Origin of the sequence: Desulfobotulus pelophilus (assembly GCF_026155325.1) — a bacterium.
Taxonomy (GTDB): domain Bacteria; phylum Desulfobacterota; class Desulfobacteria; order Desulfobacterales; family ASO4-4; genus Desulfobotulus; species Desulfobotulus pelophilus.
Genome location: NZ_JAPFPW010000001.1, coordinates 422491 through 443437, shown reverse-complemented (window position 1 = coordinate 443437; position 20947 = coordinate 422491). Strand labels below are relative to the sequence as shown.

The 20947-nt window shown below is 48.9% G+C and carries 25 protein-coding genes and 1 tRNA gene; 5 read left to right on the top strand and 21 right to left on the bottom strand.

Going from position 1 to position 20947, the window contains the following annotated elements; all coding sequences use genetic code 11:
- Positions 1-33: 33 nt before the first annotated feature.
- From OOT00_RS01995 to OOT00_RS01925, 15 genes are all read right to left on the bottom strand, one after another.
- Positions 34-882 (bottom strand): hypothetical protein, encoded by an 849-nt coding sequence (locus OOT00_RS01995; RefSeq protein ID WP_265423615.1) that lies wholly within the window; start codon positions 880-882, stop codon positions 34-36.
- Positions 849-2156, bottom strand: coding sequence for a L,D-transpeptidase family protein (locus tag OOT00_RS01990; RefSeq protein WP_265423614.1), 1308 nt, complete (start codon positions 2154-2156; stop codon positions 849-851). The genes OOT00_RS01995 and OOT00_RS01990 overlap by 34 nt, the downstream gene beginning before the upstream one ends.
- 330 nt (positions 2157-2486) lie before the next feature.
- On the bottom strand, positions 2487-3527 hold the full coding sequence (gene ruvB, locus OOT00_RS01985; protein WP_265423613.1) for a Holliday junction branch migration DNA helicase RuvB: 1041 nt from the start codon (positions 3525-3527) through the stop codon (positions 2487-2489).
- Positions 3527-4159 carry a Holliday junction branch migration protein RuvA gene (gene ruvA / locus OOT00_RS01980; protein WP_265423612.1) on the bottom strand — a complete coding sequence of 211 codons (633 nt, stop codon included), beginning with the start codon at positions 4157-4159 and terminating at the stop codon, positions 3527-3529. Before ruvA ends, ruvB begins: the two co-directional genes overlap by 1 nt.
- Positions 4160-4194: 35 nt before the next feature.
- Positions 4195-4671: a crossover junction endodeoxyribonuclease RuvC gene (locus OOT00_RS01975; RefSeq protein WP_265423611.1), complete on the bottom strand. Its 477-nt coding sequence runs from the start codon at positions 4669-4671 to the stop codon at positions 4195-4197.
- 2 nt (positions 4672-4673) lie between these two features.
- The gene (gene ybgF, locus OOT00_RS01970; RefSeq protein WP_265423610.1) at positions 4674-5540 is read right to left on the bottom strand and encodes a tol-pal system protein YbgF; all 867 of its coding nucleotides are present in this window, start codon (positions 5538-5540) and stop codon (positions 4674-4676) included.
- 57 nt (positions 5541-5597) lie between these two features.
- The gene (pal, locus tag OOT00_RS01965) at positions 5598-6182 is read right to left on the bottom strand and encodes a peptidoglycan-associated lipoprotein Pal (protein ID WP_265423609.1); all 585 of its coding nucleotides are present in this window, start codon (positions 6180-6182) and stop codon (positions 5598-5600) included.
- Between the two features lie 16 nt (positions 6183-6198).
- Positions 6199-7560: a DPP IV N-terminal domain-containing protein gene (locus tag OOT00_RS01960; protein ID WP_265423608.1), complete on the bottom strand. Its 1362-nt coding sequence runs from the start codon at positions 7558-7560 to the stop codon at positions 6199-6201.
- The gene (locus OOT00_RS16340) at positions 7560-8423 is read right to left on the bottom strand and encodes an energy transducer TonB (RefSeq protein ID WP_265423607.1); all 864 of its coding nucleotides are present in this window, start codon (positions 8421-8423) and stop codon (positions 7560-7562) included. Before OOT00_RS16340 ends, OOT00_RS01960 begins: the two co-directional genes overlap by 1 nt.
- Positions 8420-8836 carry an ExbD/TolR family protein gene (locus tag OOT00_RS01950; RefSeq protein ID WP_265423606.1) on the bottom strand — a complete coding sequence of 139 codons (417 nt, stop codon included), beginning with the start codon at positions 8834-8836 and terminating at the stop codon, positions 8420-8422. The genes OOT00_RS16340 and OOT00_RS01950 overlap by 4 nt, the downstream gene beginning before the upstream one ends.
- Entirely contained in the window at positions 8836-9534 is a 699-nt protein-coding gene (gene tolQ / locus OOT00_RS01945; protein ID WP_265423605.1) for a protein TolQ, read from the bottom strand. The genes OOT00_RS01950 and tolQ overlap by 1 nt, the downstream gene beginning before the upstream one ends.
- 207 nt (positions 9535-9741) lie before the next feature.
- Positions 9742-11394, bottom strand: a complete 1653-nt coding sequence (groL, locus tag OOT00_RS01940) for a chaperonin GroEL (RefSeq protein ID WP_265423604.1) — start codon at positions 11392-11394, stop codon at positions 9742-9744.
- Positions 11395-11506: 112 nt separating this feature from the next.
- Positions 11507-11800, bottom strand: coding sequence for a co-chaperone GroES (groES, locus tag OOT00_RS01935; protein ID WP_265423603.1), 294 nt, complete (start codon positions 11798-11800; stop codon positions 11507-11509).
- Between the two features lie 255 nt (positions 11801-12055).
- On the bottom strand, positions 12056-12295 hold the full coding sequence (locus tag OOT00_RS01930; protein WP_265423602.1) for an FmdB family zinc ribbon protein: 240 nt from the start codon (positions 12293-12295) through the stop codon (positions 12056-12058).
- A gap of 131 nt (positions 12296-12426) precedes the next feature.
- Entirely contained in the window at positions 12427-12975 is a 549-nt protein-coding gene (locus OOT00_RS01925; protein WP_265423601.1) for a hypothetical protein, read from the bottom strand.
- A 38-nt stretch (positions 12976-13013) separates the two neighbouring features.
- On the opposite strand from OOT00_RS01925, the gene OOT00_RS16530 reads away from it, so the two are divergent.
- Positions 13014-13208, top strand: a complete 195-nt coding sequence (locus tag OOT00_RS16530; RefSeq protein WP_438266390.1) for a 30S ribosomal protein bS22 — start codon at positions 13014-13016, stop codon at positions 13206-13208.
- A 65-nt stretch (positions 13209-13273) separates the two neighbouring features.
- Here OOT00_RS16530 and hflC read toward each other — a convergent pair whose 3' ends face one another.
- Both hflC and hflK read right to left on the bottom strand, forming a co-directional pair.
- A complete protein-coding gene (gene hflC, locus OOT00_RS01915; protein ID WP_368407564.1) occupies positions 13274-14257 on the bottom strand; it encodes a protease modulator HflC in 984 nt (327 codons plus the stop codon).
- A gap of 2 nt (positions 14258-14259) precedes the next feature.
- Positions 14260-15312, bottom strand: a complete 1053-nt coding sequence (gene hflK / locus OOT00_RS01910; protein WP_265423599.1) for an FtsH protease activity modulator HflK — start codon at positions 15310-15312, stop codon at positions 14260-14262.
- Positions 15313-15799: 487 nt separating this feature from the next.
- Between hflK and OOT00_RS01905 the strand changes: the two genes are divergently transcribed.
- The 3 genes from OOT00_RS01905 (at position 15800) to OOT00_RS01895 (ending at position 17017) form a co-directional block, all read left to right on the top strand.
- Positions 15800-16117, top strand: a complete 318-nt coding sequence (locus tag OOT00_RS01905) for a DciA family protein (protein ID WP_265423598.1) — start codon at positions 15800-15802, stop codon at positions 16115-16117.
- The gene (locus OOT00_RS01900) at positions 16114-16887 is read left to right on the top strand and encodes a tRNA1(Val) (adenine(37)-N6)-methyltransferase (protein WP_265423597.1); all 774 of its coding nucleotides are present in this window, start codon (positions 16114-16116) and stop codon (positions 16885-16887) included. Before OOT00_RS01905 ends, OOT00_RS01900 begins: the two co-directional genes overlap by 4 nt.
- Positions 16888-16925: 38 nt before the next feature.
- Positions 16926-17017, top strand: a tRNA-Ser gene (locus OOT00_RS01895).
- Between the two features lie 434 nt (positions 17018-17451).
- Here the strand turns inward: OOT00_RS01895 and OOT00_RS01890 are convergent.
- Positions 17452-19005, bottom strand: a complete 1554-nt coding sequence (locus OOT00_RS01890; protein ID WP_265423596.1) for a DUF3987 domain-containing protein — start codon at positions 19003-19005, stop codon at positions 17452-17454.
- A gap of 228 nt (positions 19006-19233) precedes the next feature.
- Between OOT00_RS01890 and OOT00_RS01885 the strand changes: the two genes are divergently transcribed.
- Positions 19234-19533 carry a hypothetical protein gene (locus OOT00_RS01885; protein WP_265423595.1) on the top strand — a complete coding sequence of 100 codons (300 nt, stop codon included), beginning with the start codon at positions 19234-19236 and terminating at the stop codon, positions 19531-19533.
- 334 nt (positions 19534-19867) lie between these two features.
- On the opposite strand, the gene OOT00_RS16335 is transcribed toward OOT00_RS01885, so the two are convergent.
- The 3 genes from OOT00_RS16335 to OOT00_RS01875 form a co-directional block, all read right to left on the bottom strand.
- On the bottom strand, positions 19868-20047 hold the full coding sequence (locus tag OOT00_RS16335; protein WP_368407563.1) for a helix-turn-helix transcriptional regulator: 180 nt from the start codon (positions 20045-20047) through the stop codon (positions 19868-19870).
- 270 nt (positions 20048-20317) lie between these two features.
- Positions 20318-20446, bottom strand: coding sequence for a hypothetical protein (locus tag OOT00_RS01880; protein WP_265423594.1), 129 nt, complete (start codon positions 20444-20446; stop codon positions 20318-20320).
- A 50-nt stretch (positions 20447-20496) separates the two neighbouring features.
- Positions 20497-20928, bottom strand: a complete 432-nt coding sequence (locus OOT00_RS01875; RefSeq protein WP_265423593.1) for a hypothetical protein — start codon at positions 20926-20928, stop codon at positions 20497-20499.
- Between the last annotated feature and the right edge of the window lie 19 nt (positions 20929-20947).

The following is a 20947-nucleotide window of genomic DNA, read 5'->3' as shown; positions in this document are numbered from 1 at the left end:
CTGGTGCACTGTTTTCCTCAAAGCAAGGGCCGTTTATAACGGACTCTGTACAACCTGAAACTCTTCCACATGAAGCAGATCCCCTGCTTCATTAAACACAAAAATCCTATTGGCCAGATAGCGCCCTGGATCAAGGGCACCAAAGCGCAGCCGAACATCCTTAAAATTCCGAATTGAAAAAAACTGTCCCTGCTGAGGCTCGGCAGGTCTGCCTTGATACACCTGCATGGCAGGAGATGCCGGGTATGGGGCTGTTGCATCCTCTGGGACAAGAACAGAAATAATATGGCCCGAAACTCCGGCATCGTTACGAACATTTCGGATATTAAAAGAAACCCTGTAAACTCCGTCCTGCATACCTGCCTGGTAAGAATCAAGGGCTACCTTGGGGAAAGCAATATCCACCTGCGGTAAGCCCGGTAAACTTTCCGCCGCCCCTCTTTTGTCAATTTCCACGTCCACAGGCATTCTGTCAGTGACTTCCTCAACAGGCTTCTCCGTTTCGCGCCCCCTTTCATCGGGTTGATACTGCCCTGCAGCATGATCAGACATGACAACCTCCAGAGCAGCAAGTCTGGCCATGAGACGCTGATTTTCCCTTCGCAATGCATCCATTTCCATCTGCAAGCTCTGGTGCAGCGCCTGCTTTTCGCTCACCGGCCAGCCAAAATCTGGAAAACGCCAAAACCCTATGACAAGTAAAACCGCCAGAAAACAGACAGCAAAGCCAACGGCCAGCCCCCATCCAAGATGCAGACGAACAATACGGCCACGGCTCCCCACAAGCAGAAGACTCCACTTTTCTCTGGGAGAATCCTCCTTGGAAGGGGACTTCGAATGCTCGGTGATCAGCCTTCCCATATCTCTCTGTAAATCTTCCATCGACCGCCCTCACGTATCAGGTCAAGCCGTTTACGGCCCCGGGTTTCAAAACCGCTGGACTCATAACGCTGGACGAAACGAACCACAGCCCGTCCCTGCCCTCTCATGCGAATCTCTAACGGCCCCTCCCTTGTTACCTGAATAAAACTGTATTGACGATTCAGCCCTTCTTTATAGCGGACCCATGCGTTGCGGTTCTTTCCTTGTGAACGAAAATCACTGGCATAAAATGCTGCATAAGGAGCTATTTCCTGGCTGGACCAGGCCACAAGCCAGTCATCAACCATGCGGACAATCTGGTCTTCCGCATCCCATACTTCCTCAAAAGACTGAAGCCCGGCCAGAAGAGGTTCTCCTATTGGTACGGGTGACTCTGGCGGAGCCAGCCATGGATCTCCAACAATTCGCATCCTTCCCTTATCATCCGGCTCCATATATAAAATTCTGGTTCCAAGATTCCTGCTTGCATCTCCTACGCGGACCACAAGATCAAAAATTCCCGTTACCCTGCCAGATACCTGGAACAGATCAAGCCCTTCAATTTCAAACCGGAATTCAGGGATACTTTCTTCCAATATTTCACGCAGTGAAAGCCAGTCCTGCCACCAGGAAACATCCGGCAGAAAATCCCGGCTGTATTGCTCAAGATAAGCATGGTAAGAGTCCCCACGAAGCCCTTCCGTCCAGGCAGCAATGAGTCCCGTCAGCCTGCTTACGTCATTTTTCGGGGGATAGTCAGAATGATATGCGAGGTTCTCCACAACAATCATAGGACTCCTGAGAAGCCGTATATCACCACGCATGGCATCAAGATGCTGATTCTCAAGGGCCACACATCCATTGGTATCCTGAGGGCGCAGAGCCTTGTTTGTGCCATGCAGCCATATGGCATTTCCGGTTTTTCCCGCCCTCTGATCCATAAAATTGGGATAGTCAATGGGAAAAGCACCCGTACCATAAATGGGAGCCAGATACCGTTCCTCAAACTCCGTAAGAAAAAAATAAACACCTTCCGGCGTTTTTCTATCACCGGAAACCTGTTTGTCTCCGGAAACCTCTCCCGTAGAACAGGGAAAAAGATGACGAAGATAGAGCATATCCTCCTCATTTTTTACATAAACCATGAGATTCTGCGTAGATTTTTCCACAACAACAGCGGTAAAAGGCCTTGATTCCGCATACAAAAAGACATCTGGAATCTTTGTAACCGCCTGGGCAGGGTAAGCCAGCAGAAAGGATAAACATCCAAACAGAAACGTCCTCATATAAGCCATAAATAATCCGTGTCCTCGAAATACGCACTAATTACTGAAATTATTGTGATAAATAGCGCTAAATCCGTATTGGCAGGTGTTGCTAAACCAACAAAGATGCCTGATCATGCCCTTTCGGCAACCAGCCTTCCCAATTCGGAATAAAAAGCAGGGTTGCTTCAGGCGAAAGGCCTCCTTGAAAGCCTAGGTAAACTGAAAATGGAACTGAACAAAAATATTTTTTCTCTAAACCACTCTTATTTTCACCGCGGCAACAATCCGTCACTGCCCTCCAGGGGAAAAGAACTCCCCTCTCCCACGGAAAAACAGCTGTGACCCGTCGGCAGCTCCTCAGTCTTGCGGCAAAGGGAATCCAAGATGCTCATAGGCTGCACTTCCCAACCGTCGCCCTGCGGAAGTCCGGATCACAAACCCTATTTTCAGCAGGTACGGCTCCACAACATCCACAAGGGTGTCGCTCTCTTCCTGCAGCGTTGCAGCAATGGCCTCTATACCGACAGGCCCGCCATTATAAAAACTCAGAATAGTCTGCAAGTAGCGTCTGTCCAGAGGAGTCAGCCCCATGGTATCTATCCCCTCAAGTGTTAAAGCCTTGCTCACAGTGTCTTCGTAAATTCGACCATCCCCGCGAACCTGTGCATAATCCCGCACCCGCTTCAAAAGACGGTTGGCAATGCGTGGAGTTCCACGGCTGCGCTTCGCAAGCGTCTCTGCGCCTTCACGTAAAAGAGGAACCCCCAGAAGCGAAGCTGAACGCATAACAATGCGTACAAGATCCGCATCATCATAGAAATCAAGGCTGCGGAAAATACCAAACCGATCCCTTAGAGGTGCCGAAAGCAGCCCCACCCTTGTGGTCGCTCCAACCAAAACAAAACGTTTCAGGCGATACCGATGACTCCGCGCATGAACACCCTTATCAAAAACAAAGTCAATAGCAAAATCTTCCATTGCTGAATAGAGAAACTCTTCTACGGCCCTTGGAAGCCGGTGTATTTCATCAATGAAGAGGATATCCCCATCTCCCAGATGGGTAAGAATCCCCACAAGATCTCCAGCCTTCTCCAGCGCAGGCCCTGACGTAAGAGTCAACCGCCCTCCCATTTCATGGGCTATAATATGGGCAAGGGTAGTTTTACCTAAACCCGGAGGGCCATGAAGCAGCGCGTGCTCCAGAGACTCACCTCGTTTACGGGCTGCGGCAATGGCTATCTGAAGGGTTTCAACCGTTTCCGCCTGCCCAACATACTCGCTCAGACTCCCAGGCCGCAGGGAAAAGAGGCTTTCTTCCAAATCCTCCGGTTCCGCCTCCGGATTTAGCACTCCCCGGATATCGGATGAATATAAAAGAGGAGATTCCTGTTTATCCATTATGAACCTCCTGCTTCCCTACCCCTGTACACTTCTTCCAGCAATGCTTCCGGCGTGTTTATGTCCGGACAGCGCAACAGGGCACTTTCTACCATTCTTACGGCCTCTGCATGTTTATGGCCCAACTGATGAACCATGACATCGATCACCGAAGGCACAAAATATTTTTCCACTAACTCCATTGCCACAGCTTCTCTAACCGGGGAAGGACTATCCAAAAACCGCTCTGTCTTTCCTCCCAGAGTTGCCACAATTTTCTGGGCTGTTCGTTTACCAATTCCCTTGAGACCTGCCAGACCAGACGCATCGCCAGCCTCAATCAGCCTGGCTATTTCTCCCACGGGCTTTGTCAGAGCCTTTGCTGCTTTAACGGGGCCTATGTCTTCCACGGTAAGAAAAAGCTGAAAAAATTCTTTTTCATTTTCTGTATGAAAACCAATGAGGACGGGACGGGGCTGCCGCTCCGTCTGATGGTAGTAGATATGCAGGGCAAGGGGAGTGCCGGTTTCTCTGTTTTTAAGAGCCTCCAGCACCACGGCAGGCAAAAAAATCTCATAGCCCACCTGCTGCACCAGAAGTATAATACGGTCTTCTTCTTTTTTAAAAAGAGTGCCTTCCAGATAGGCAATCATAAGACTCCAGGATCATTTGCAGCATTCATGGTCAATCAGGAAAAACGATACAAACCCACAAGGGCCAAAGCCAAAGCATCAGAAGCATGATCCGGACGTATACAATCAGGATGACAGACAGCATGCCTGACTGCCTTCTCAAGCTGCACCTTGGATGCACTGCCAGTGCCCGTTAAAATTTTTTTTGCCTCCCTTACAGCTACTTCACGCACAGGGATATTCTTTTCACATCCGGCAACCAGAAGTGCTCCGGTGACCTTTCCCAAAAGAATCCCAGATTTTGGATATTGCTGCAGAGAAAAAATATCTTCCACTATGATCAGGCTCGGAGCTTCCTTCTCCAGTAGACAGGAGACCTGCGTATAGATCTGGTGGATCCGCTTTGCTAAGGGATCTTTTTTGGGTGTCTCTATACAACCAAAGGCATAACTCGTCACATTGAGCCCATTCCCCCGGACAAGGCCAATTCCCGTTCTGGCTAGCCCCGGATCCAGCCCCAGGATTGTCACCATTTTTATAGTTGCCGCAACTTTCTCTGGGCAATAAGAGACTCACTGGAGCCCGGATATTTACGTAAAAGCTCTTCAAGAATCAGACGGGCATTCGCCTTCTGCCCCAGCTTTTCAAATGCCAGACCCTGCTTAAGCAGGGAAGATGCAACCTTGTTACCCTTGGGATAGTTATCAATAACCTTTTGATATTCAAGAATGGCTTTCTCATACCAGTTTTCCCGATAATAAATTTCTCCTATCCAGAACTGAGCATTATCAGCAAGTCCGGCATCGGGAAAACGTTTGAGAATTTCCTGAAACCCGTCACGGGCTTTTTCAAAGACACCATTATCAAAAGCCTGTTTTGCCTCAGCATATAAGGTATCCACATTCTCGTGGACTTCTGCTTTCGTTCTTTGCTGAACATCCGCAGCTTTCATCTCATCGTCCGGGATTTCTACAGCGGAGGATTCAAAGCCTACATAATCGGCCATGTGCTCGATTCGACCGGAAAGCTTCATCAGGCTGTCTTTTAAGTACGCAAGCTCCCCAGCAAGGGCATCCCGCTTTTCTGTCACTCCCTGCGTACGGAAAAAACTTTCTTCCATGCTTCCCTGCAACTCCTGGATCATAAGACGCAGTGAATCCACTTCTGAACGCATACGGGCAAAAGAAGAACGCAGATCCTGCTCCTGTCCTTCAACTCTGCCCTCAATTTTTTCCATACGATCACGGATCTCTTCCTGCATCCCTACCTGTACAGCCCGATCTTTTTCAATGGAAGCCACACGGGCGTCCACATCAATAAAATCATGCCGGGTTGCACACCCGGCAGCTGCCATCGCTACGAATGCAAAAAGGCATACCCTGCAGCCCTTTGCCTTAACCATAAAAACTTCCTTAAAAGCATCCGGACACTTTTTGAGTCCGGATGCTTTTCTCACAGGTTATCGGATAACAAACTGAGCACGACGGTTCTTCGACCATGCAGCTTCATTCTTTGCAGGATCCAGAGGACGCTCTTCTCCGTAGCTAATGGTGGCAATGCGATCAGCAGAAATACCGCTGTCTACGAGGTACTGCTTGACGCTCCGCGCACGTCGATCCCCCAGAGCAAGGTTGTACTCACGGGTTCCACGGTCGTCACAGTGACCTTCAACAGTCACCTTAACTGCAGGATTATTTCTAAGCCACACCACCTTCGCATCCAGAATTTTCATGGCTCCTGAATTCAGGGCAAAGCTGTCAAAGTCAAAGGGCACATGCGATTCAAGGAAAGCGGCCTTCGCTTCTTCCTTTTTTTTCGCCTCTGCTTTTTCCCTTGCAAGACGCTCTGCCTCAATCCTGGCTTCTTCTGCTTTTCTGGCTTCTTCCTCTGCAGCAATACGGGCAGCCTCTTCTTCCTGTAGCTGCTCTGCCATCTCCTGTTCTGCCATGTCAGTGCCTCCTGTCTTGCCTGCACAGGATGACAGTACCATTACGCAGGGAACCGCCAGTACCAAGCCATAACGAACCCACGATTTTGCGGCCATGTTTCCTCCTTCATCATTATTCGAATTGTACTGGTTTCAACGACCATCTCGGCGTTGTCTGGGTGCCGGGCATAAAAAAAAGCCGGCGTTGATCCGTTCCGTAAGCAGTCATAACATAGAGCCTGAAAGCACCTTCTCTGGAAGACGCAAAGGCGATAAGACTGCCGTCCGGAGACCAGGTGGGATCCTCGTTATCTCCGGAATTGTGTGTGAGCTGCACAACTCTGCCCCCCTCAAGATCCATGCGATAAATATTGATTCCCTCACCTCGCCTCATTCCAACAAATGCAATATGCATACCATCCGGAGAAAACGCAGGAGAAGTATTATAATTGCCTTCGAAGGTCAGACGGCGAACCTGATCTGAATCCATATCCTTCACATAAATTTGAGGAGATCCCGAACGCCTGGAGACAAAAGCCATCTGTTTGCCGTCGGGAGAAAAGGCAGGAGATACATCAATATCCCAACTGTGGGTTAACTTTTTAATCACTTTACCGTTACCGGTCAACATGTAAATATTCTGATAACCCTCAAACGACAATGTAGCAGCAAGCTGAAAAGCCCCCGGAACCCATGCAGGGGTAACATTCAGGCCCGGCTTGGACACTACGGTCCCACGTCCTCCAGCCAGATGCCGGATGTAAAGATCAGGATTCCCCTCTTTATAGGAAGTGTAAGCAAGCCAGTTACCATCGGAAGACCAGGCTGGTGACAGCGCAATACTCTGATCCCTGGTCTCTTGCCGAACCCCTGTGCCATCATAGTCACAAGTATAAATTTCCTTATACCCTGTTGCATCAGAAACAAAGGCCAGGCGACTTTCATAAAGACCCTGACGGCCTGTCACCTGAAACAGAATTTCACCGGCAAAAAGCCTCAGCATTCTTCTGTAGTCACCCTGCGGCCCACGATACCGTTTTCCTGTAATCAGATTTTCCTGTATCACATCAAAAAGTCGGCACTCCATCTCCAGCTGACCCGCTTCATCCAAAGCAAAGCCTATGGTAGCAAGAAGCTCAACTCCCTGTTGTTTCCATACAGAAAAATCAATTTTTGATGTAACAATTCCTTCAAGAACGGGCAGGCCGGGAGTTTCATGCCCGGACTGAACTTTAAAATAACCTGAAAAATCTACTGCTTCAGAAAAATACAAAACACCTTTTTCAGCCACATCCTTCAATGAATCGTCATTTTCCATCCGAACAAAAGCAGGAATGGCTATGGGGATTTTACGCAGAAAAGGGGCCTGAATATCAATGATGGGAACATCCTCCACCGCAACACTCCCACCTGGCCACATCATCAATAACCCAAGCAGCAGCACAGTACTTTTTACTATGGAAAACAACGACTTCAGCTTTCTCTCATGCCCCATTACAGGTCTACCCCTTTATCGGTAAATCGGAAGCCAATGGCAATACGATCATCAGGCAGTGTATCCGGAAAAACGGAAAAAGGCTCTGCCTTCAATATGGCCCTTCGAGCAGACTCATCAATTAGTCTGTTGCCTGACGACTGCGTCACCGTGAGGTTACGGACCCGGCCATCCCGTGTTATCTGAAAAACCACAACGGCCCCTTCTGTGCTTCGACCGGCACCAGCATAAGCCCAGTTCTGCTGAACGCGATGGGCAGCCTGGGCAATGTACAGATCCAGTACACGCCCGGCGGCTTCTCCACGAAGACCTTCACTGCCAGCTCCTGCACGGCCCTGTCTTCGTGACCTTTCTGCAACATCCCTTTCAAGATCCTGAAACGCCCTCTGCAGAGACCGACTCGCCCCTTCCTCCACCTGGCGGGCGATATCTTCCATGGCCGTTTCTAGCAGATTTCTGTTCATTTCATCCGCTGGAGGCCGGGTTCGCTGTGAGCTTTGAGGGCGCTTCACGGGTACAGAGACTGGTTCTGAACGAGGCGTCACAACTTCCGGCTTTTTTTCTGCCATAGGAACATGAATTTTCTCCAGAGAACTGGTCTGCCTCGACGAAGCTTGAGGCTGAGGCGGCGCAGGATCTGCCGCAGCACGAGTCTGCGGTACCTCTTCTGGTACAACGGAAGGTGATGACACCGGTGCTACAAGATCTACCAGCATGGGTGTCATAGTCTGTGAAACAGACAGACTCAAAAACCGGGGAAACACCACCATACAGCCCAAAAAAACAAGGTGAGTAAGAGCGGATATCAAAAGAAAAAAACCAAATCGATTTTCCATGGCCGCCATTTGCACCGCCGTTTTCACCTTACAGCGTCCCCTACAGGCTGGGTCAGCATTCCCAGGCGTGTGACACCTGCCTTACGGACACTGTTCATAATTTCTACAACACGTCCATAGGGTACCGCAGCATCTGCCTTTAACAGAACCTGAGCCTCCGGATCTCCTCGTAAGAGATCCGCCATCCTATTTTCAAGGACTCCCGGCCCAACCCGCATTTCACCGATCCATACGGCTCCGTCCCTATCCACTACAAGCATAAGTGGATCCCGGCTTTCTTCCAGCGGGGCGGAGTCCACTTGCGGAAGAGATACTTCCTCACCCTGCTGCATCATTGGTGCGGTTACCATAAACATGATCAACAAAACCAGCATGACATCCACAAAGGGAGTCACATTGATATCACTGAGCATTTCATTGTTTCGAAATCCTGTGGCCATCAGGAGTCTCCCTGTATACGGTGAAGATCCCGCTCCACAATATTCAGAAAATCTGACGAGAAATTTTCAAGTTCAGAGCCAATGGTTCTGATTTTATGCAAAAAGGTATTGTAGGCAACTACGGCAGGGATTGCTACCGCAAGTCCAATGGCAGTGGCGAGAAGAGCTTCAGAAATACCGGGAGCCACAACAGCGAGGCTCGCGGACCCCTTTATACCGATTCCATGGAAAGCATCCATAATGCCCCAGACTGTTCCAAGGAGACCGATGAACGGTGCTGTATTGCCGCAGGTGGCAAGAAATGAAACAAGCTGCCCCATCCGGGTCATTTCCGATGAGCAGGTTCTGTCCAACGTTCGTTTCAGAGTATCCATGCCCGCAGCCCTTCTGCCAAGGGTATCCCCATCTCCCGCCTTACCGGCGGCCTTCAGTTCTTTATACCCTGCCCGAAAAACACGCGCAGCCGGACTCTCTCCCATATGTTTCATTTTGGAATAAACATCAGAGAGATTGGACCCCTTCCAGAAAAACTCCTGGAAGCGCACGGATTCTCTGTAATCACGGCGAAGGGAAAAATACTTGATGAAAATAATAGCCCATGAAATTACAGAAAAAAGAAGCAAAACCAACAGGACAAGCTTAACAACAGTGCCAGCGGAACCAAGAACAGTAAGAAGACTCAGAGAATCGTGGGCCATGATAACTCCTAGGGAACACCCATGCAGTCAATACAAAAAAACAGTTCTAAGCAGAACTATACCACCTTCCATAATTATAGGACAGTGCGGCCACTGTCAAGAAAAGGCGGACAATTCGATTCCACCCTACAACTTAACGAAAAAGCCCCAATGCACATACATGCATCGGGGCCCATACTCAACAACCTGAAACTACAAGCGAAAGTCTTACATCATTCCGCCCATACCACCCATACCGCCCATGCCACCCATACCTGCAGCACCGGCTCCTGCGCCGCCGGCATTTTCTTCAGGCTTATCAGCAATCATTGCTTCCGTTGTCAGCATAAGAGAAGCAACACTGGCCGCATTCTGCAGGGCAAAACGCACAACCTTGGTCGGATCAATGACACCTGCTTCAATCAGGTCCTCGTAAACATCCGTTGCGGCGTTGTAACCAAAAGAACCTTCTCCCTGCTTTACCTTGTCGATGACAACAGAGCCCTCAACACCCGCGTTGTTGGCTATTTGGCGCAGAGGTTCTTCCATGGCGCGCATAATCACTCGTACGCCCAGTTTTTCTTCCGCTTTGAACTTTGCCTTTTCAAGGGCAGCCATACAGCGTACAAGAGCAACTCCGCCTCCAGGCACAATACCTTCTTCAACAGCCGCACGGGTTGCATTGAGAGCATCTTCAACACGCGCCTTTTTCTCTTTCATTTCCGTCTCAGTTGCCGCACCCACACTGATCACAGCAACACCACCGATCAGCTTGGCAAGACGCTCCTGAAGTTTTTCACGGTCATAATCAGATGATGTTTCATCTATCTGAGCACGAATCTGCTTAACGCGGGCTTCCAGAGCCGTACGGGAGCCGGCACCATCCACAATGGTAGTATTTTCTTTATCAATGGTAATGCCCTTAGCCTTGCCTAGGTCGGTGAGCTGAAGACCTTCAAGCGTAATACCCATTTCTTCTGATACTACCTGACCACCCGTCAGAACGGCAATATCCTCCAGCATGGCCTTCCTTCTGTCACCAAAGCCAGGAGCTTTGACGGCAGCCACACTTAAAGTTCCCCGCAGCTTATTCACAACCAAGGTTGCCAATGCTTCACCATCAACATCTTCAGATATGATAACAAGAGGCTTACCCATTTTGGCAACCTGCTCCAGGATGGGAAGCAGATCTTTCATGTTACTGACTTTTTTCTCGCTGAGAAGGATGTAGGCATCCTGAAGCTCACATACCATCTTTTCCGTATCCGTTACAAAGTAAGGAGACAGATAGCCACGATCAAACTGCATGCCTTCAACCACATCCAGGGTTGTCTCCATGGATTTGGCTTCTTCCACGGTAATAACCCCTTCCTTGCCCACTTTTTCCATGGCATCAGCAATGATATTTCCAATGGTTTCATCGCTGTTTGCGGATATGGTACCGACTTGTGCGATTTCTCTGCGGTCTTTGGTGGGCTTGCTAAGCTTAGCGAGCTCTTTCACCGCAACTTCGACTGCCTTATCAATACCACGTTTGATGGACATGGGGTTGTTTCCTGCTACAACAAGCTTCTGCCCCTCTTCATAAATAGCCCTGGCAAGAACAGTAGCGGTTGTGGTTCCGTCACCAGCCATGTCAGAGGTCTTGGAGGAAACCTCCTTCACCATCTGGGCCCCCATGTTTTCAAACCTGTCTGCAAGGTCGATTTCCTTGGCAACCGTTACGCCGTCTTTCGTTACCGTGGGAGAACCCCATGATTTTTCAATGACAACATTGCGTCCTTTGGGCCCCAGGGTTACCACAACAGCATCGGCAAGACTTTTGACACCCTTCAGCATTTTTGCGCGGGCATTTTCGCTATAAATTATTTCTTTAGCCATGGTATTTTTCTCCGTTTACAATCTGGTTGCAATTCATAATGAAGATCTGCAATCGAAAAACTGATGATCCGTTGGATTCTAAGCCATTATAGTCCTGGCACAGAGGAATCCATCAGGCCTCATCCACAACCGCATAAACATCATCCTGAGACATCATCAGGAATTCTTCACCAGCCATTTTTACTTCATTGCCGCCGTATTTGCTGAAAAGAACACGATCACCCACTTTAATATCCATGGGGATACGCTCTCCCTTATCATTCATGCGACCCGCACCAACGGCAATAACGGTTCCTTCCGCAGGTTTTTCCTTTGCCGTATCTGGAATAATAATGCCACCCTGGGTTTTTTTAGCCTCTTCGGTACGCTTGACAACAATACGGTCAAACAAGGGTCTGATGTTCATGATACAATCTCTCCTTTTTAAAAATAGACAAATAATACTGTTTTTTGGATTACTCCGGAACCGGCCGAAAGGATAAGCATGGCCAGAGGTTTGTAAAGATGCTCTCGATATTTTTTTAGTTTCTAAAAAGAGATAAGGAGCAGAGCAAACCGAAATTCCGGAAAAAATTCAGTCACAGAGACTCACAACAAATACGGATGTTTTTCTGACAAAAAGCTTCCCCTGCAAAAAATACCGATACAGCAAAACCAAAAATCAATCGGTATCCGGCACAGAAGGAGTGCTTGTTTCCGCAGACGGTGATACAGGAGCTTTACTCCCGCCATAATCCGTCACATACCAGCCTCCACCCTTGAGGTGAAAGGTTGTCTGTGACATCACTTTGTGCACAGCCCCCCCGCAAAAACGGCATTTTTCCAAAGGAGGATCGGATATTTTTTGAAGTACATCCATAACCTTCGCACATTGGGTGCATTCATATTCGTAAATAGGCATGCCACGCTCTCCTGGTCATAAATAAGGCTAAAACACAAGCTACTCAAAACGTGGTAAAGATAGTCAGTTCTTTTGCCTTGTCAAGAAGGCCCTTGCCCTCCCACTCACAAAAATCCATAGGCAGCAAACATTTAAAATTCAAACAAATCTACACTGGCTCCGCCAGGACCGGAAAAAAAAGAACATACAGGCGCTAAACCCGGCACAGATATTTCACCCACTATCATGCCGGTAATCTCCTGTACCCGCCTTTCTTCCTGCAAACGCTTTTCCGGCAAGGCTTCAAACAACTGCAAATGCGTTGAAAACCGCACCACATGAACCAGTTCATGCACAAGCACATAGACCAAAAAGGGAAGAAGCTCAAGAAAAGGACTTTTGCGAAGACGATCCAGGATCGGACTATCCTGAAGACAGATACGATATACGGTAAAAGCTGCCGCCGATGTACTCCGCTGCCATGGCATTCCTACATACCTCAACACCTGAGCATAAGCATTCCCCACCTGTTCGTGGGGAAGGAGGTCAACAGCCGTTCTGACATCATACCGCAGACGCCCCCACCGCGAAGTGCTCATCTTATAAAACCCGGCAACAGACTCTTCTGCAACCGGCAGGGCCAGATCCAGTATTTCCAGCATATCTATTGAAAAGAGCTCCCCGTGCTCAGAAAAATGCAAAGCCCCTCCTGTCATGATGAGTTTTTCCGGAAAATCATATGGACAAGCAGAGCAGGCGCATGCTACTAAAACAACTTATCGATTTACCAGAAAGATCGATGAACAAGAATTTTTCCTTTCAGACTGGAGGTGATGTTTTGGGTAGTGTTATTAAAAAACGCAGAAAAAAAATGCGGCGTCACAAGCACCGGAAGCTCCTGGCACGCACACGCCATCAGCGTAGAAAAAAATAGTTTTACAGCTTTTTTCCGGCACAAAAAAAGCACCCGTTTCCGGGTGCTTTTTTTTATACCGCCAGCTAGCGCTTCTTCACGCCCTGCCTGTTAATAAACTTCATAAAATCTGAATCCGTAGAGAACACAACCGTACTTCCTTCCAACGCCTCCCTGTAGGTTTCCAAGGTTTGCTGGTAGGTATAAAATTCCGGGTCAACCCCATAGGTGTCTCCCAGAAGTTTTACAACTTTAGCATCGGCTTCACCACGAATTTTCTGGGCGGTCCGGTATGCTTCAGACTCAATCCGCTGCAATTCTCTTTCTTTATCACCACGAATCTTGCGGGCTTCCCCCACACCTTCTGAACGATACTTTTCCGCAATCTGACGGCGCTCAGCAATCATGCGCTTATAAACAGATTCCCTGACCTGCTCTACATAATTAATCCGTTTTATCTTTACATCCACAAGCTCAATACCAAACACATCCAGCCTCGGCTGAGCCTGAGCAAGTATCTGCTCCGTGATTTTTTCACGCCCCACACGAATTTCCCGGGTCCGGCTGTCGTCTCTTGCAAAGGCTTCTCTATCACGCTCTTCTTCAATGGTTTCCACTTCACCGAAGGCATCCAGCTCCACCCAAGGATCCATTTCCCGGTTTGTCCACCGCACAGACTCCACAAGAGCATTGGACGTTACCAGGTTGCGGATGGCAGGATCAATAATTTCATCCAGACGGCCCCTTGCCAATGAAAAAGCACCAATAGACTGAAAGAACTTCACAGGATCCACAATCCGCCACCGGGCAAAAGCATCTACATAGATATAGGTCTTATCCAGCGTAGGTATCTGACCGGGATCCCCGTCCCATGCCTGCAGGTTTTTCGGAAAAAAGGTTACCATCTGCACAAAAGGAACTTTAAATTTAAGACCCGGCTCAATGATAGGGTCCCCAACAATACGACCAAACTGCGTCACCACAGCCTGCTCCGTTTCATCCACAACAAATGCCGCAGAATACGCCAGCAGCAACGCAGCCACCAGGACCGCCCCCAGAACACCTTTCATATTCATTGCTTCACCCCGAGTTCTTTTCCAAGGTTCAGGAAGGGCAGCACATTACCCTGATCTGAATCAATAATATATTTATCTTTCAACGTGGGCAGAAGACTCCGCATCATTTCCAGATACATACGCCGCTCTGTTACATCTTTTGCACTAACATATTCAGCATAAATACTCTGGAAACGGGCCGAATCACCCTCGGCACGGTTGACCCGGTTCAGGGCATACCCCTCCGCCTCACGGATAACACGTTCAGCCTCACCCCTTGCCGCAGGTACCGCCCTGTTATATTCTTCCTTGGCCTTGTAAATCATCTGTTCTCTTTCCTGGGTTGCCTGGTTGACCTCGTTAAACGATGGCTGCACAGGTTCAGGAACGTTGGTACGTTTCATCTCAATAGTAACAACATGAATACCAGCCTCTGCCTTATCCAGCTCCCTCTGGAGAATCTCATGGGCGGCAAGGGCAATTTCCTCCCGGGCACTGATAACCTCATTGATACTCCGGTCACCCACTACAAGACGCATACAAGCCTCGGACAGATCCCGGAGAAGCTGCCTAGGATCCTGAACCTTAAACATGAAATTATAAGGATCCCGGATCTGATACTGTACAATCCATGGGACCAGCGCCACATTCAGGTCTCCGGTGAGCATGAGCGCGGAATTCTCCATATCACTACCCGCAAACCGGGTTCGGGAATCCATATTTTCACGATATCCGAACTCTTCCTTGTAAACCAGCCGAACCTTCACCTTGTTCACGGTTTCAATACCCGCAGGAAGTTTGAAGTTAAGACCCGGCTCTGTCACCCGTGCAAACTTTCCGAAGCGTTGCACCACCCCAACTTCGGAAACTCCGACGGTATAAAACATGGTAAACCCCATAAGAACGGCTATAGACACAAGAAAAATAAGCCAGAAACTTCCGGGGACCTTCATGTTTTTCAATTGGTCAACCATTTCATCCATCTGGGGTGGCTTACCACCGCCACCTCCACCCGTACGGCGTTCATTCTGCTGCTGCTTGTCCCTGAGTTTATCCCAGTCCCAATTCATGTGTGCATCTTCCTTCCAAAAGGTTCAAAAATCCCAAAAAGGGGACCATCCTTCACCATACAATACCGATCCTGACTGTCAGAAATTCATGGGTACCAACGAAATCCATGCATACCCATGGCCAATGATCACAATCTTGTTCCGGGAACAATACCGCAAATCGTTTTCCGGGCGTAAGATTTTTTCCGGCTTACTGCTGAAAGACGGCTGTACAGAAAGTAAACTCCATCTAATCGGATCGCACTCAAACGACTCCCCCCTTCTCCCCTCTTTATTTCACTTGCTTTTTTTTCTGATCCAAACGACAAATACACAACTTCTTCACTTCAGTTTTCTGGAATGATGGAATACTGAAAACAAGAAAAATAACAAATTATACATTCTTACAAAATAAAATGCATGGCACACCAAGTCAAGGGAAATAGGGAACAAGCCTTTTTAGCCAAAAGCTTGCATCCTTTATAAACCATCCTCACAATAGAACATCATGAATCAAAGATTCCGCAACAAACGCTTTTCTCACATCAGCACGGCACTCACAAAAACGCTGGAGCCTTTTCACTCCCGGTACGGCAAGGGCGACTTCAGGGCCATCTGGGCTTCCTGGGAAAGTACCGTTGGGCCGGAAATAACCAAAAACGCAAAGCCCGTATCCTTCCGTGACGGATGTCTGCTTGTTTCCGTAACCAGCTCGGTATGGATGCAACACCTTCAGTTTCTCAAAGCTGATATAGCAGACCGCCTCAATGCAAGCTACGGATCCAAAATTGTCCATGATATCAGACTACGTATCGGCGCACCATGACAGCCTGTACGCCCAACTCGCTGTTAAAGGGACAATTACAGATCTACCAGCATAAGAAAGGGTACCGTTTTTCCATCGACCCGCTGCTTCTGGCTGATCACGCCCAGCCCCGGCCGGGAGAGCATTTTGTTGACCTTGGAACAGGGTGCGGTGTTCTGGCCCTTCTTCTGGCAACACAGACACCACAGATACGCGTCACCGCCGTTGAGCTTCAGTCTGACCTTGCCAGCCTCGCACGGAACAACGTGATTGCCAATAATTTACAGCATTGTATTCACATCATTGAAAAAGATATGCGCCTTCTGAGCCAACGGGACCTCGGGGGGCCAGCCGACGGCGTCATCATCAATCCACCCTATTTCAAATACCACAGCGGTCGGCTGAACCCTCTCAATGAAAAAGCCGCCGCCCGGCATGAAATCACAATTGATCTCCCAGGATGGGTGCTTACCGCAAGAAAACTTCTTAAAAAAAGCGGTCGGCTGTATTGCATTTTTCCTGCTGACCGCATGGCAGAGCTACTCAGCACCATGGCAAACAATCGCATCACCCCCAAGTATCTGCGGTGTGTCCACTCCCTTGCCAAAAACCAGGCACGACTGATTCTCGTGGAAGGGCGCATGGAGGCCCGCCATGGCCTGACCGTAGCTCCCCCCCTTGTTCTTTATAAAAACCCGGGGGAATACAGTGACGAAGCTCTTCGCATCCTCTGGCCCGAAAACCAACTTTTTTTCAAATCCCCTGTTGACAGCCAGAATAAAAACGAGTAATCATCCTCACCTGTCTGGCACAGAATCGTGTCAAGCAAGGAGAGGTGACCGAGTTGGCTGAAGGTGCACGCCTGGAAAGCGTGTGTATGCCGAAAGCGTACCGGGGGTTCGAATCCCCCCCTCTCCGCCATTTTAACTTTTTTTCTTTAATAAAATCAGCAACTTAAGGGGAAAGGTTAAAAAATGGTACCAAATCTGGTACCAAGGCAAGCGATTGATACCCCAAGGGCTTTTTATACAGAAATTAAGTACAGGGATCTGGCACCATGTCAGCTCCCTTTTTTTATCTTGAAAAGAAAAAATCAATCACAGAGGGGGGATGCACCCCGAAAAACAACACCATGCCCCCGTCTAAAAGTCCAAAAAAAGAAATAAAAAGAAAAAAATATATATAAATACAAAATCTTTCACACCCTTCTTTTTTCGACAAGCCCCGTCCAAAATTGTCCCAATTGTCGGAAACCCCTCTCTCCCCCTCCTGTGCTTGCCTTTTGCTTTTATCCATAAAAAAAAGGGCAGCCAGCATATGCCAGCCACCCTCTTTCCTGAATCAGTTTCTGTTTATTATTTATGTATGCAGGAAATCAACTTCTTACCAGTCGCATCACAGTACCCATCCCGTAAAAGAAGATCCACCACATCCTTTTGACACCTGGGGGAAAGCGTCTTGTACCTCCGGGAATGTTTTCCCAGAGCAGACCTGTATAGCCACGGATGCTTTTTCAAAACCCCGATAATCTGTTCCGCTGCCGCCATTGTCGGATGCAGATCCCCGATGTTCCCTTCATCCTTAACGATGGCTGCGGCCCTATGGTACAGGCCCATGCGGATAGCGTATGCTGTTTCAATGTCATCTGCACCTATTTCCATTCTGCCATCAGCCACGGCAATCATACCCGCTATTTTTATGGCTTGCTCGCCAAGCCTCCCGCCAAGCACCGCATCCTTGCGCCGGACCCTTTCTGCCGTTTTCTGATCAACAGTCTTATAGCTCTCCCAACCCTCCTTCGAGAACCGAACCACGCCCTTTTCAGGATCACGCCGCAGAAGATCAGCAACAAAAGCCACAAGCCCATCTTCCGGCTCAAAGATGAGTCCATCATACCTTTTGGGGGGGAGCTCCCTATCACCAATAAAAATCAAAAATCTGTTATATGCCCCCGTCTGCCCCTGTTCCCCGGTTAACCCTTCAATGAGCTTTTCTTTTGTTCCCGTACAAAAAAGAGAAAGCCGGGGATGGTTAACGGTTTCATAAGGGTTTTCCTTGCTGGCCGTATGGCCGGGATGAATACTCCCCATGGCTCGTCCGTAGCACTCCATGGCGTATTTTAAAGTTTCTTCCCGATACCCTCCGGCCCTTGTTTGTGCCAACCAGATTGAAAATTCATCTGCAAGGAGGCCTATGGATGCATTACCCTCAAGGAGCCGATGCAGGCCCTGAGCAGAAGAAGGGGCCGCATGGTGCAAAGCTGTAACTTCTTCCCGTGAAATCCTGCACCTGTCAACGCCTGCACGCATAAGGTCCAGAACCGCACCACGCAGACTTTCTTTCCCGAAGCCAGTCGGTGCCAACACCATGTAAAACTCATTGAAACCCAGCCCTTTTTGGGACTGTATCACGAATTTTTTTTGCAAAATAACCGACATGGCCGACAACGCCACAAGCCCTGCTGTGGCCCTGCACGGATAAGGCATCCTGTTAAAAACGTAATCCTGAATCGATCCCAATTTCCACGGGAGATGCAAAAGCTCCTTCGGGTTTTCGGGGATACCATCGACCGCAACCACGCTGGCAACGGGAGACAGAAGCCCCCGAAGAAAGACTTCGTCCATGGGCGCAATGCTGATATCACCCAGCACCCTATCGATGGTCCGCTTTAAATAGTCTGGCCTTTTGGCTTTATCCCTCTTCCCCAGAACAGACTGGAGAAAGAGCCTTTCCATCTGGTCCGGCTCCCCCCCTGTGATTTGTTTCAGGGCTGCCAACAGGGAGAAGTCACAGGCACTGAGATCCGCCCCCTCTCCGGCTCCCCTCCTAAAAAGGATGTGCGCCCCCGGATTGTTTGGCAGGGACTTGAGCAAAAAAATCGCTTCTTCATCGGAAAATCTTTGCCCCATGAATGGCTGTGTACTCACCCTCTGAGGAGGAAAAGGCATGATCTTGTTTTCTGCCTGCGGAATCAGCGGACAATTTCCAAAGGCTTTTTGAAAATCTTCTGATTGTGCTTTCCGGAGAACATTTGGCATGCCACCAGGAACACGCCCCGTTACCGTGAAAAACCTGTCGAAATTGTATGCCTCAATGCCCTGTCCTGCATACTGGCCCCGGCCTGAATACCGGAAAGAATGGTCAGATCCCTTGACGTACAGCCTGAGAACATCCTGCGGTATTTTGCCCGGCAAAAGGATGTGCAGCCCTGTACCGGAAGGGCTAATCTCCGTGAAGCTCCCCAAGGCATGCACCAGATCCAACGCCCATGGTTCAATCCGGCCCGTATCGGGATTTCGGACATGATCCAAGTCGCTCCCGGAAAAACTATTTTCCTCTGTGAAATAAAGCCCAATACCCCCATACCCGGACGGATTCTCAGGGCCGTATGGATGGGCCTTATATGCAGCCCATGCATCATCAAAACCGCTGAATGAATCCCTTTTGTGGTCAGAGGCTTTTCCCATTTTGGGATCATACGGCACCTTTGAATACCCTCCCGGCTTTGCCTTGGGCTTCCAGACTACCCAATACGGGCAGGCTTTCAATGATGGCGGTATCTTTGAACGGATGGGCTTTATAATCCCAAAGGAAGGGCTTGCATCTGTACCCGTAACGTTCACGCAGGAGAATTGATACATATAATGAACTCCGCTATTTTTTTATGGAAAAAATGCGGAAAAGCTTGATTTTATCATGCAATATGATAAAGTTTTTTATCAATTTATTTCAGCTTTTCCCAAATAAGCCCCCTCCCACAAGGGGGTTTTATTATTCCTGATCCTTAATGAACCTCTCTATGGTCTCTCGATCCCAACCTATCAGCCGCCTACCAGCTCCGAAGCGGCGGGGTTCAGGGAAATGCCCTTCCCGGACCCACCTCCAAATGGTGGAGCGGTTCACTTGAAGCAGTTCACATACATTTTTTGACCTGTAAAAAGCCTTATCCATGTTATCTATCCTCCGTAAAGTGCAACGCTGTTAATCAACCCCAAACATATTTAAAAGCCCACTAGCAGGCTGCATCATGTCGCTTTCCAGCACAACACCTTTTTTTCGTTACTCATAATTGGTATGACCAATCAAGGAGCAAGGTGGCACGATTGAAATATTCTGGCGGAAATGAGCATAGGGTTTTCGTCTTTTTTTTGAAAAAAAATGCCCGGTCAGAAGGGGTCCGTGAAAAAATCCCCCTAAACGGGCATCGTTCGGAACTGTCTGCTATCCCCCCGAAGGGGTTTCGCCTGCCCAGAGTCTGAGCAGGGCTGTTCCGGCCTGAGCGTCTCCATTTTTTGCAGCCTTGACCATGGATGCAAGCACACCATCTATCTCTAGCTCAAGCTTCCGCAAAATCCGGCTCCTGCGACTGGATGGTGCTGGTAGCCGCCCGATTCTATCTTTTAAACACATAAAAACCTTTCCTTTCGGCCCTTTATGGCAACTGAAATATGATGTTTTCCCGCTTTGTGCCCAGTGGGAAGAGTGCATTTCTCCCGCCTCAAAGTTTTTTTTTCGATAGCCCCAAGCACATCCAAAGCTGCACCTCGAAGGGCATCAACATCCCCACCCCATGCCTCAGAAATGATCTCCATGGGCAGCCCCTCCCGGAGCCGGACCAAGACAGACTTGCAGAATGCCTCCATGAAGTTTTCGGTTTTTTGGAAAGTTGCTGCTTCTGGAAACTTCAAAAGCATGTTCTTTAACGCCTCAGCCGCTGTCACTCCGACATAAAGCGGGGCTGCCAGCTTCCCACAAATCTTGTGATACGCTTCTGGCAATCCGTGAGCGTCCAAGCTATCCATCCACTGCCCCTCGTCTCTACAATCAAACATAACAAGCCCTCCTTATAAT

Excerpts from the sequence above, each read along its gene's own strand:
- OOT00_RS01875 (WP_265423593.1), bottom strand. The coding sequence starts at position 20,928 with ATGTTTGATTGTAGAGACGAGGGGCAGTGGATGGATAGCTTGGACGCT.
- groES (WP_265423603.1), bottom strand. The coding sequence starts at position 11,800 with ATGAACATCAGACCCTTGTTTGACCGTATTGTTGTCAAGCGTACCGAA.
- OOT00_RS01960 (WP_265423608.1), bottom strand. The coding sequence starts at position 7,560 with ATGGGGCATGAGAGAAAGCTGAAGTCGTTGTTTTCCATAGTAAAAAGT.
- hflC (WP_368407564.1), bottom strand. The coding sequence starts at position 14,257 with ATGAAAGGTGTTCTGGGGGCGGTCCTGGTGGCTGCGTTGCTGCTGGCG.
- ruvB (WP_265423613.1), bottom strand. The coding sequence starts at position 3,527 with ATGGATAAACAGGAATCTCCTCTTTTATATTCATCCGATATCCGGGGA.
- OOT00_RS01885 (WP_265423595.1), top strand. The coding sequence starts at position 19,234 with ATGGTCAGATCCCTTGACGTACAGCCTGAGAACATCCTGCGGTATTTT.
- OOT00_RS01900 (WP_265423597.1), top strand. The coding sequence starts at position 16,114 with ATGACAGCCTGTACGCCCAACTCGCTGTTAAAGGGACAATTACAGATC.
- OOT00_RS16335 (WP_368407563.1), bottom strand. The coding sequence starts at position 20,047 with ATGGATAAGGCTTTTTACAGGTCAAAAAATGTATGTGAACTGCTTCAA.
- OOT00_RS01975 (WP_265423611.1), bottom strand. The coding sequence starts at position 4,671 with ATGGTGACAATCCTGGGGCTGGATCCGGGGCTAGCCAGAACGGGAATT.
- groL (WP_265423604.1), bottom strand. The coding sequence starts at position 11,394 with ATGGCTAAAGAAATAATTTATAGCGAAAATGCCCGCGCAAAAATGCTG.
- OOT00_RS01990 (WP_265423614.1), bottom strand. The coding sequence starts at position 2,156 with ATGGCTTATATGAGGACGTTTCTGTTTGGATGTTTATCCTTTCTGCTG.
- OOT00_RS01995 (WP_265423615.1), bottom strand. The coding sequence starts at position 882 with ATGGAAGATTTACAGAGAGATATGGGAAGGCTGATCACCGAGCATTCG.
- hflK (WP_265423599.1), bottom strand. The coding sequence starts at position 15,312 with ATGAATTGGGACTGGGATAAACTCAGGGACAAGCAGCAGCAGAATGAA.
- OOT00_RS01950 (WP_265423606.1), bottom strand. The coding sequence starts at position 8,836 with ATGGCCACAGGATTTCGAAACAATGAAATGCTCAGTGATATCAATGTG.
- ruvA (WP_265423612.1), bottom strand. The coding sequence starts at position 4,159 with ATGATTGCCTATCTGGAAGGCACTCTTTTTAAAAAAGAAGAAGACCGT.
- OOT00_RS01930 (WP_265423602.1), bottom strand. The coding sequence starts at position 12,295 with ATGCCTATTTACGAATATGAATGCACCCAATGTGCGAAGGTTATGGAT.
- pal (WP_265423609.1), bottom strand. The coding sequence starts at position 6,182 with ATGGCCGCAAAATCGTGGGTTCGTTATGGCTTGGTACTGGCGGTTCCC.
- OOT00_RS01905 (WP_265423598.1), top strand. The coding sequence starts at position 15,800 with ATGAATCAAAGATTCCGCAACAAACGCTTTTCTCACATCAGCACGGCA.
- tolQ (WP_265423605.1), bottom strand. The coding sequence starts at position 9,534 with ATGGCCCACGATTCTCTGAGTCTTCTTACTGTTCTTGGTTCCGCTGGC.
- OOT00_RS16530 (WP_438266390.1), top strand. The coding sequence starts at position 13,014 with ATGGACAAGCAGAGCAGGCGCATGCTACTAAAACAACTTATCGATTTA.
- ybgF (WP_265423610.1), bottom strand. The coding sequence starts at position 5,540 with ATGGTTAAGGCAAAGGGCTGCAGGGTATGCCTTTTTGCATTCGTAGCG.
- OOT00_RS01890 (WP_265423596.1), bottom strand. The coding sequence starts at position 19,005 with ATGGGGCAAAGATTTTCCGATGAAGAAGCGATTTTTTTGCTCAAGTCC.